This window comes from Lapillicoccus sp. (assembly GCF_025353065.1).
Lineage (GTDB): Bacteria > Actinomycetota > Actinomycetes > Actinomycetales > Dermatophilaceae > Lapillicoccus.
Window position 1 is genome coordinate 1 of record NZ_JANXRJ010000235.1, and the last position, 9,437, is coordinate 9,437.

Sequence of the window (9,437 nt, forward strand, 5' to 3'; positions counted from 1 at the left end):
CCCCGCAACATGCACCGCACCCATCGCTTCGATGTCACGAGCCTGCTCCGGGCCGAGGGCAACGACCTCGTCATCGACTTCGCGGGGCAGCTCGACGCCGCTGAGGCCATGAGCATCGAGCAGGGTCCCCGCGTCCATACCAACGACCACCCCTTCAACGCGATCCGCAAGATGGCCTGCAACTTCGGCTGGGACTGGGGCCCCGACCTCGTCACCGCCGGCATCTGGCGACCGGTGCACGTCGAGCGCTGGCACACGGCGCGGCTGGCCGACCTGCGCACCCTCGTCACGGTGTCCGGGTCCGGGTCCGGGTCCGGGTCCGGGTCGAGCCATAACGGTCACGTCGAGATCCACGCCGCCGTGGTCCGGGCACCCGACGCCGGCGCCACCCCGCTCACGATCACGGTCGCCGTGGAAGGGGCCGAACCGGTCACGTCCGCCGTCACCAGCGGCAGCATGGTCGTCGGCGTCGACGTCCCCGACGTCCCGCTCTGGTGGCCCAGGGGTCACGGCGACCAACCGTTGCGTGACGTCGTGGTCACCCTGTCGACCCCTGGCCCCGAGGGCCCGGAGGGTGCCGCCGGCGCGGCCGGCGTCGTGGAGCTCGACCGCCACGGGCGCCGGATCGGGTTCCGGACGGTCACCCTCGACACGACGCCCGACGCCGAGGGCATCCCGTTCACCCTGCACGTCAACGGTCGGCCCATCCTCGTCAAGGGGGCCAACTGGATCCCGGAGGACTGCTTCCCGAGCCGGGTCGACCGGGCGCGCTACGCCCGCAGCATCGGCAACGCCGTCGACGCCGGGATGAACCTCCTGCGCGTCTGGGGCGGCGGGCTCTACGAGTCCGACGACTTCTACGACATCTGCGACGAGGTCGGTCTGCTCGTCTGGCAGGACTTCCTCTTTGCCTGCGCCGCGTATGCCGAGGAGCCCCCGCTCGCGGCCGAGGTCACCGCCGAGGCCACCGAGGCGATCACCCGGCTGTCCGCGCACCCGAGCCTCGCGATCTGGAACGGCAACAACGAGAACCTCTGGGGCTACGAGGACTGGGGGTGGAAGGACGAGCTCGGCGACCTCAGCTGGGGACGCGGCTACTACCTCGACGTCCTCCCCCGTCTCGTCGCCCGGCTCGACCCCACCCGCCCCTACTCGCCCGGCAGCCCGTGGTCCTTCGACGAGTCGCGTCACCCCAACGACCCCTCCTGCGGCACGATGCACATCTGGGACGTCTGGAACCAGCTCGACTACACGGCATACCGCGCCGATGTCCCGCGCTTCGTGAGCGAGTTCGGCTACCAGGGCCCGCCGGCCTGGTCGACCCTGCGACGGGCCGTGCACGACGAACCACTGTCGCCCACGTCACCGGGAATGGCCAACCACCAGAAGGCGATCGGTGGTAGCGACAAGCTCACGAACGGCATCGCCCCCCACCTCGAGCTCCCGACGGACATGGAGGACTGGCACTGGGCCATGCAGCTGCAGCAGGCGCGCGCGGTCGCCTTCGGCGCCGAGCACCTGCGCTCGTGGCAGCCGACCTGTCAGGGCACGATCGTCTGGCAGCTCAACGACTGCTGGCCGGTCACCTCGTGGGCAGCCGTCGATGGCGACGGGCGACGCAAGCCGCTGTGGTTCGCGCTCCGGCACGCCTATGCGGACCGCCTCCTCACCATCCAGCCACGGGGCACGGAACTCGTGCTCGCCGTCTGCAACGACACCGACGAGCAGTGGATCACCCGAGCAGCCCTCTGCCGCCTGCGATTCGACGGGGACGAGCGGGCCATGACCACCCTCGTCGTGGACGTGCCGCCCCGGAGCACGATGACCCTGCCCCTCCCCCGCGCCCTCACGACCGACGTCGACACCGCCACGGACGTGCTGCTCGCCGACACCGGCGAGGCCCGCACCCTCTGGTTCTTCGACGAGGACAAGCGCCTCGACCTCGTCGACGCGTGGAAGACGACCTCCGCCGAACGCACCGCCGAGGGGTATGCCGTGCACGTCACGGCCGACGGGCTGCAGCGCGACGTCTGCCTGCTCGTCGACAAGGTGGACCCGCAGGCGACGGTGGACGAGCAGCTGATCACCCTGCTGCCCGGCGAGAGCCACACCTTCCGGATCACCTCGACGGCGAGGCTCGACCCCGCGGCCTTCCTCGACGCCCGGGTGCTGCGAAGCACGAACCAGCTCATCCGCTGACCGACCCGACCCACCGACACCAGGAGCGCCGACCGATGCCCGACCCGCACCTCACCTTCCCGAAGGACTTCCTCTTCGGCTCGGCGACCGCGAGCTACCAGATCGAGGGCGCCGTGTCGGAGGACGGCCGCACGCCGTCGATCTGGGACACCTTCAGCCACACTCCGGGCAAGGTGATGAACGGTGACACCGGTGACCGCGCGGTCGACCACTACCACCGGATGCCGGCCGACGTCGCCCTGATGAAGGAGCTCGGCCTGCAGGCCTACCGCTTCTCCGTCGCCTGGCCGCGTATCCAGCCGCACGGCGCAGGAGCGTTCAACAGCAGGGGAATCGACTTCTACTCGCGTCTCGTCGACGAGCTGCTCACGGCCGACATCAAGCCGATCGTCACGCTCTACCACTGGGACCTCCCGCAGGAGCTCGAGGACGCCGGCGGCTGGGCCTCGCGCGCCACCGCCGAGGCGTTCGCCCCGTATGCCGCGTCGCTCGCCCGGGCGCTCGGCGACCGCGTGCACGTCTGGACGACCCTCAACGAACCATGGTGCGCGGCATACCTCGGCTATGCCTCCGGTGTCCACGCGCCGGGGCGCACCAACGGCGCCGACGCCCTCGCGGCGGTCCATCACCTCAACCTGGCGCACGGCCTCGCGATCCAGGCGATCCGGGCCGAGCTGCCCGAGGCCAAGATGTCGGTGACCCACAACCTGCACGTGATCCGGCCCGCCGACCCCCACTCGGAGGACGACCTCGACGTCGTGCGGCGGCTCGACGCGCTGGGCAACCGCGCGTTCCTCGAGCCGGAGCTCGAGGGGCGCTATCCCGAGGACCTCATCGCCGACACCGCGAAGGTCACCGACTGGTCGTTCGTGCGGGACGGAGACCTCGAGACCATCCACCAGCCGCTCGACATCCTCGGCGTCAACTACTACACGACGAGCATCGCCCGGAAGTGGGACGGTGTCTCGCCGCGGACGCTGGAGGACGGCCACAAGCCCTCGGAGCACACCGCCTGGGTCGGCGTCGACGACGTGGACTTCGTCCTCGAGGCCGGGCGGCGCACGCGGATGGGGTGGCTCGTGGACCCGGCCGGGCTCACCGAGCTGCTGCTGCGCACCTCGAAGACCTATCCCGGGCTGCCCCTGATGGTCACCGAGAACGGCGCGGCCTTCGACGACACGGTCTCCGAGGACGGCCAGGTGCACGACGAGCAGCGGCTCGACTACGTCCGCGAGCACCTCGGCGCCGTCAGGGACGCCATCGACTCCGGCGCCGACGTCCGCGGCTACCAGCTGTGGTCGCTGCTCGACAACTTCGAGTGGGCGTGGGGCTACGACCGCCGCTTCGGCATCATCCGGGTCGACTACGACACCCAGGAGCGCACGATCAAGGACTCGGCCCGCTTCTACGCCGACGTCATCCGCGCCAACACGACCCCCGCCTGACCCCCCCTTTCCACGTTCCGAAAACACGTTTTGTCAAGGTCCAGGGTCCGTCGAGGCCCCGGACTGAGCAAAACGTGTGTTCGGAAGGAGAGGGGGGTAGGGGCCCGGACGCGCCACACTGGGTTCATGGCCCAGGACATCGACATCCAGCAGCACATCAGCGGTCTCATCGACGAGGAACGGGGCCTGCGCGACCGGCTCGCACGGGGCGAGATCAGCCCCGTCGAGGAGCACGCGAAACTCAGGGCGCTCGAGGTCGAGCTCGACCAGTGCTGGGACCTGCTGCGGCAGCGGCGGGCCAAGCGCGAGTACGGCGAGGACCCCGGCGACGCGCAGGTGCGCTCCGAGCGCACCGTCGAGGGTTACACCGGCTGACCGCCACCCACCCCGCTGCGGGAGGATGACGACATGGAAGCACTCAGGCACATCGCCGTCATCGGGGCCGGGTCGATGGGCGCCGGCATCGCGCAGGTCGCGGCCACCGCCGGCCACCGCGTCCACCTCGTCGACGCCCTGGACGGGGTGGCCGCCGCAGCGAGGGAGGGCATCGCGAACCGGTTGACGGGCCAGGCCGCGAAAGGTCGGATCTCCGAGACCGAGGCTGCCGAGACGGCGGACCGTGTCCACGTCGACGCCGGCGTCGACGATCTCCCGGAGGTGGCCATCGTCATCGAGGCGGTGCAGGAAGACCTCGAGGTCAAGCGAACCCTGTTCTCGCGCCTCGCCGCCGGTCAACCCTCGACAACCGTCTTCGCCAGCAACACCTCGAGCCTCGACATCGACGCGATCGCCGATGCGGTCCACGACCCGGAGCGCGTGATCGGCCTGCACTTCTTCAATCCCGCGCCGGTGATGAAGCTCGTCGAGGTCGTCGCGGGCAGGCGCAGCGCGGCGGCATACCTCGACTTCGGCGCCGACCTCGTGCGGTCCTGGGGCAAGACTGCGGTGCGTTGCGCCTCGACCCCCGGCTTCATCGTCAACCGGGTGGCGCGCCCGTTCTACGGTGAGGCCCAGCGCCTTCTCGCCGCCGGGGTGGCCGACGCCGCGACCCTCGACGCGGCGCTGCGTGGAGCGGGCTTCAAGCTCGGACCGCTCGAGCTGACCGACCTCATCGGCCAGGACGTCAACCTCGCTGTGGGCACGAGCGTGTGGGAGCAGACCGACCGCGACCCGCGCTACGCACCGACGGCCCTGCAGCAGCAGCTCGTCGCCGACGGCCGGCTGGGGCGCAAGAGCGGTCACGGCATCTACCGGTATGCCGCGGACGGCCACCCGCAGGACCACGAGCCCGACGCCGACCGACTGGCCGTCCTCGTCGGCGGTCCCACGACGACCGACCCCGTCGCCCGCACCCTCGCGATGCTCGTCAACGAGGCGGTCGACCTCGTCCACCGGGGCGAGGCATCGGCCGCTGACGTCGACCTCGCCATGGTCCTCGGCACCGGCTACCCCCGCGGGCCCATCGACTGGGGCCGGGAGATCGGGTTCGACGTCGTGGCAGGCCAGCTCGCCGAGCTGGACGCGGCGTTCCCCGGCGGCCGCTACCGCCCCAGCCCGGCCCTGTCATAGACCACATCCCGGCCGGCACGATCGTCCTGACCGGCCGGCAGTGGCCCAAGCGGGCTCATCCGAAGGCCTCCGCAACGAGCTCGGCGAAGAGCTCCTGCTCGTCCACCTCGAGCCCGCGGGCGACGAACCACGTGCACATGTTGTGGCAGTCGCGCATCAGGTATTCCGTGCCCGTCGGGTTGGTGACGATGTCGATGACCTGCGGGAGGTCGATGACGACGAGCCGGTCCCCCGCGGCGAGGGTGTTGTAGGGCGACAGGTCACCGTGGGCGAACCCCATCGTCGCGAGCGCGGCCATGGCGTAACGGATCTGGTCGAAGTAGGACCGCAGCAGCTCCGGCCCGGGACGGACCTGGGCGAGACGCGGCGCGGCGTGTCCGTCCGGTCCGGTGACGAGCTCCATCAGGATCTCGGTGCCGTCGATCTGCACGGGGTAGGGCACGGGGACGCCGGCCTCGTGGCAGCGTTTGAGGCTCTCCCACTCGGCCCACGCCCATTGGCCCGCCGCGACCTCACGACCGTGCGCGGTGCCCTTGGCCATCGCCCGCGCGTCGCGGGAGTCACGCACCTTGCGCCCCTCGGTGTAGCCGCTGCTGCGGTGGAACTGGCGGTGCTCGGCCGTGCGGTAGCGCTTGGCCGCGAGCACCACGGACTCATCGGTGCCGGGCACGGCGCGCTCGAGCAGGAAGACGTCGGCCTCCTTGCCGGTCTTGAGCACGCCGAGCTCGGTGTCGACCGCGGCCCGGTCGGTGACGAGCCAGTCGGGCACGGGCCGGGGCCCGCGACAGAGCGGCTCGACCTCCCAGTAGGTCGAGAAGCGCTGGCCGTCCTCGACGTCATCGATGGCGCGGTAGGCGAAGACGAACGACGGGTCGACGTCGTCAGGAACGAGGGCGTGACGAGCGGCGTCCTCGGGAACGATCGTGATCCGATCAGGCGAAAGGGCGGGCGGATAGCCCTCCCAGGGGGACTCAGCCCAGTCGGCGTCGTCCCAGGGGGTGCTGCGTGCAGTCATGACAAAGGCTCCGGTGAGAGAAGGGGTCGGCGGGCAGGCCGAGGACAGTCATGGACATGACACGTCTCCTCTCATCGGGCCGGCGGCGGGGATCCGCAGCGTCACCCCGACTGTCCACGACCCGCGGCCGCCCGCGCAACCCCTTTTCCGCTCGCCCCGCCCCACCCCCCGGGTGGGGCTCGCGGGTCCGTCCGGGACGGGGAGGGGCGCGAGATAGGTTCGCGTGGTGAGTGACACCCCGGATCGCGCCCCTGCTCTCGTCGACCTGGTGAGGTCGCTGCTCGACGTCCGGGTCTGGACCGCGTTCGACGTCGACCCCGAGGGTCGCGTGCTCGCGGGCACCGATGATCTCGGCAGCCTGCAGCTCGTCGAGATCGCCCCGGACGGCACACGCACCGCACTGACCGACCTGCCCTCGCGATGCAGCGGCCGCTACCTGCCGGGTCGCCGCGCCGTCGTGGTCCAGCACGACACCGACGGCGACGAGCACATGCAGCTCTCCCTCCTGGACCTCGCCCGGCCGCTCGGTCGACCGGCTCGCCTCGAGGACCTCACCCCGATCGTCGCCGACCCGGCACACATGCACGACCTGCGGGACGTCACCGCGACCTCCCTCGTCTACTCGACCAACCGCCGCAACGACGTCGACATGGACGTCGTCGTCCGCGACCTCGCGACGGGTGAAGAGCGCGTCGTCTACGACGGCGGAGGCTACGTCGCCGAGACGGTGGTCTCGCACGACGGACGGTCGACGGCGGTCAATCGGCTGAGCCTGCAACCGAACTCGATGATCGTCGGAGTGACCGGCCCGGCTGCCGCAGCCCTCGACCCATCGGGTGGACTGCTCACCGACCCCGACGACCGCGCCTTCCACGTCGACCTCGCGTGGGCCGCGGACGACCAGACCCTCGTGATGGCGAGCAACCACGGCCGCGAGCTGACCGCGAGCGTCCGGGTGCCGCTCGACGGGGGAGCCTGGACGACCCTGGTCGAGGACGACGCCCACGACCTCGACTGCTGGGTCTCGCCCGACGGCAGCTCGATCGTCGTCGGGGCGCTGGTGGACGGAACGACCGCGCTGGCCGTCCACGAGGCTGACGGCCAGAAGCGTTGTGGCGTCGACCTGCCCGCGGACGGCATCGCCACTGTCGTCTGGTCGGCAGACGGGCGACGCCTCCTCGTCAGCATCACCACGCCGACCGACCCGGGCTCCCTCCACCTCGTCGACGCCGGGACGGGGGCGGCGACCCTCGTCGTCGACGGGCGCGACGGCATACCGGCAGAAGTGCGCGACCGGCTCGTCACCCCGACGACCCATCGGGTGCCCACACCGGACGGCGAGCAGGTGCCCTGCTTCGTGTATGCCGCGTCGCCGGGCGGCGACCCCGCCCTCGCCGGCGCGTCGGTCGTGCACGTCCACGGCGGTCCCGAGGCCGCGGCACACCGGGTCTTCAGCCCGGTCCTGCAGGCCCTCAGCCTGCTCGGGCTCACCGTGCTCGTGCCCAACGTGCGGGGGTCCGCCGGCTACGGCAAGCGGTGGTACTCCCTGGACGACGTCGACAAGCGCCTCGACTCGGTCGCCGACCTCGCCGCGCTGAACGCCTGGCTGCCCGACCTCCGACTCGGCCCCGGGCTCGACCCCCGGCGCAGCGCGCTCTGGGGCGGTTCCTACGGCGGCTACATGGTGCTGGCCGGGGTCTCGATGCAACCGTCGCTCTGGGCCGCCGGCGTCGACATCGTCGGGATGTCGTCTCTCGTGACCTTCCTCGAGAACACCTCGGGCTACCGCCGAGCCTTCCGCGAGCGGGAGTACGGCAGCCTCGAGCACGACCGCGCGTTCCTCGAGAAGGCCTCTCCCATCACGTATCTCGACGACATCGTCGCCCCCCTCTTCGTGATCCACGGAGCCAACGACCCGCGCGTCCCGCTGTCGGAGGCGGAGCAGGTCGCCGCCGCCCTCGAGGCGAAGGGCATCGCCTGCGAGCTGCGGGTCTACCCGGACGAGGGCCACGGCCTGGCCAAGCGGGTCAACCGGCTCGACGCCTACCCCGCGGCGATGGACTTCCTCCGCACCCACCTTGCCCGACCCCAGCACGAGCCTGCATCTCACGAGTTCGCCCACCAGACAACGGAGCTGCCATGACGACCACCCGCGCCCTCGTCCTCGCCGGCGGAGGGCTCGCCGGCATCGCCTGGGAGCTCGGGGTGCTGCGCGGCATCGCCGACGTCGACCCCGACCTCGGGGCGCGGCTGCTCGCCGCCGACGTCCTCATCGGCACCTCGGCCGGCTCGTCGGTCGCCGCCCAGCTCGCCGGCGGGACGCCCCTCGACGACCTGTATGCCGCGCAGCTCACCCCCGCCCCCGGCGAGCTCGCCGTCGACGTCGACATGATGGTTCTGTTCCAGCGGTTCACGGCCGCTACGGAGGGCGTCACGACCGCGGCCGAGATGCGCAGGCGGATCGCCGCCGTGGCCCTCGACACCGACACGGTGGACGAGGCGGTCCGGCTCGAGGTGATCCGGAGCCGCATCCACGACGCCGACTGGCCGGACCGCGACCTGCGGGTCATCGCCGTCAGCGCGACCACCGGCGACCGCGTCGTCTTCGACCGTGACAGCGGCGTTCCCTTCGTGGACGCGGTCGCGGCCAGCTGTGCCGTGCCGGGGGTCTGGCCCCCGGTCACCATCGGCGACACCCGCTACGTCGACGGAGGGGTGCACTCCGGCAGCAACGCCGACGTCGCCGCCGGCTGCGACGTGGTGCTCGTCCTGACCCCCACCGTGCAGGGTGCACCGACCCTGCTCGGGCGCAGCCTCGAGAACGAGGTCGTCGACCTGGGGGCCGCAGCGATCCAGGTCGTCCACGCCGACGAGGCGTCCGTCGCGGCCTTCGGCACCAACTCCCTCTCCCCCGCCACCCGGGAGCCGTCGGCTCTGGCGGGCCGGGAGGTCGGCCGCCGGGTGGCCGGGCAGGTGGGGACGATCTGGGGTTGACCGGGCGCTCGACGCGGCAGTCTGGTCACGTTGTCGTGGCGACACCCACCCGCGCTGCAGCGGGGTGGGAGGATCACGATCATCCTCGTCCGGTGGAAGGAACCCCCCGTATGCCCCTCGTCAGTCGCCGCTCCCTCTCGCTCGGCATCGTCGGCCTCCTCACCGTCGGCCTCAGCGCCTGCGGTTCCAGCTCGCTGTCGGGGGGTGGGGGGGGG

General features: G+C 71.5%; 7 protein-coding genes. 6 read left to right on the top strand and 1 reads right to left on the bottom strand.

What is annotated here, in order from left to right:
• The 4 genes from Q0R63_RS17675 to Q0R63_RS17690 form a co-directional block, all read left to right on the top strand.
• The coding region (locus tag Q0R63_RS17675; protein ID WP_295700231.1) for a glycoside hydrolase family 2 protein at positions 1-2,199 on the top strand (2,199 nt) is incomplete at its 5' end.
• A 35-nt stretch (positions 2,200-2,234) separates the two neighbouring features.
• Positions 2,235-3,644: a GH1 family beta-glucosidase gene (locus Q0R63_RS17680; protein ID WP_295700234.1), complete on the top strand. Its 1,410-nt coding sequence runs from the start codon at positions 2,235-2,237 to the stop codon at positions 3,642-3,644.
• Positions 3,645-3,770: 126 nt separating this feature from the next.
• Positions 3,771-4,019 carry a DUF2630 family protein gene (locus Q0R63_RS17685; RefSeq protein ID WP_295700237.1) on the top strand — a complete coding sequence of 83 codons (249 nt, stop codon included), beginning with the start codon at positions 3,771-3,773 and terminating at the stop codon, positions 4,017-4,019.
• A gap of 33 nt (positions 4,020-4,052) precedes the next feature.
• The gene (locus Q0R63_RS17690) at positions 4,053-5,213 is read left to right on the top strand and encodes a 3-hydroxyacyl-CoA dehydrogenase NAD-binding domain-containing protein (RefSeq protein ID WP_295700240.1); all 1,161 of its coding nucleotides are present in this window, start codon (positions 4,053-4,055) and stop codon (positions 5,211-5,213) included.
• A 55-nt stretch (positions 5,214-5,268) separates the two neighbouring features.
• Here Q0R63_RS17690 and Q0R63_RS17695 read toward each other — a convergent pair whose 3' ends face one another.
• Complete coding sequence (locus tag Q0R63_RS17695) at positions 5,269-6,228, bottom strand: RIO1 family regulatory kinase/ATPase (RefSeq protein ID WP_295700242.1); 960 nt, start codon at positions 6,226-6,228, stop codon at positions 5,269-5,271.
• 226 nt (positions 6,229-6,454) lie between these two features.
• Between Q0R63_RS17695 and Q0R63_RS17700 the strand changes: the two genes are divergently transcribed.
• Positions 6,455-8,371, top strand: coding sequence for a prolyl oligopeptidase family serine peptidase (locus Q0R63_RS17700; RefSeq protein WP_295700248.1), 1,917 nt, complete (start codon positions 6,455-6,457; stop codon positions 8,369-8,371).
• Entirely contained in the window at positions 8,368-9,222 is an 855-nt protein-coding gene (locus tag Q0R63_RS17705) for a patatin-like phospholipase family protein (RefSeq protein WP_295700251.1), read from the top strand. Before Q0R63_RS17700 ends, Q0R63_RS17705 begins: the two co-directional genes overlap by 4 nt.
• The last annotated feature ends 215 nt before the right edge of the window (positions 9,223-9,437 follow it).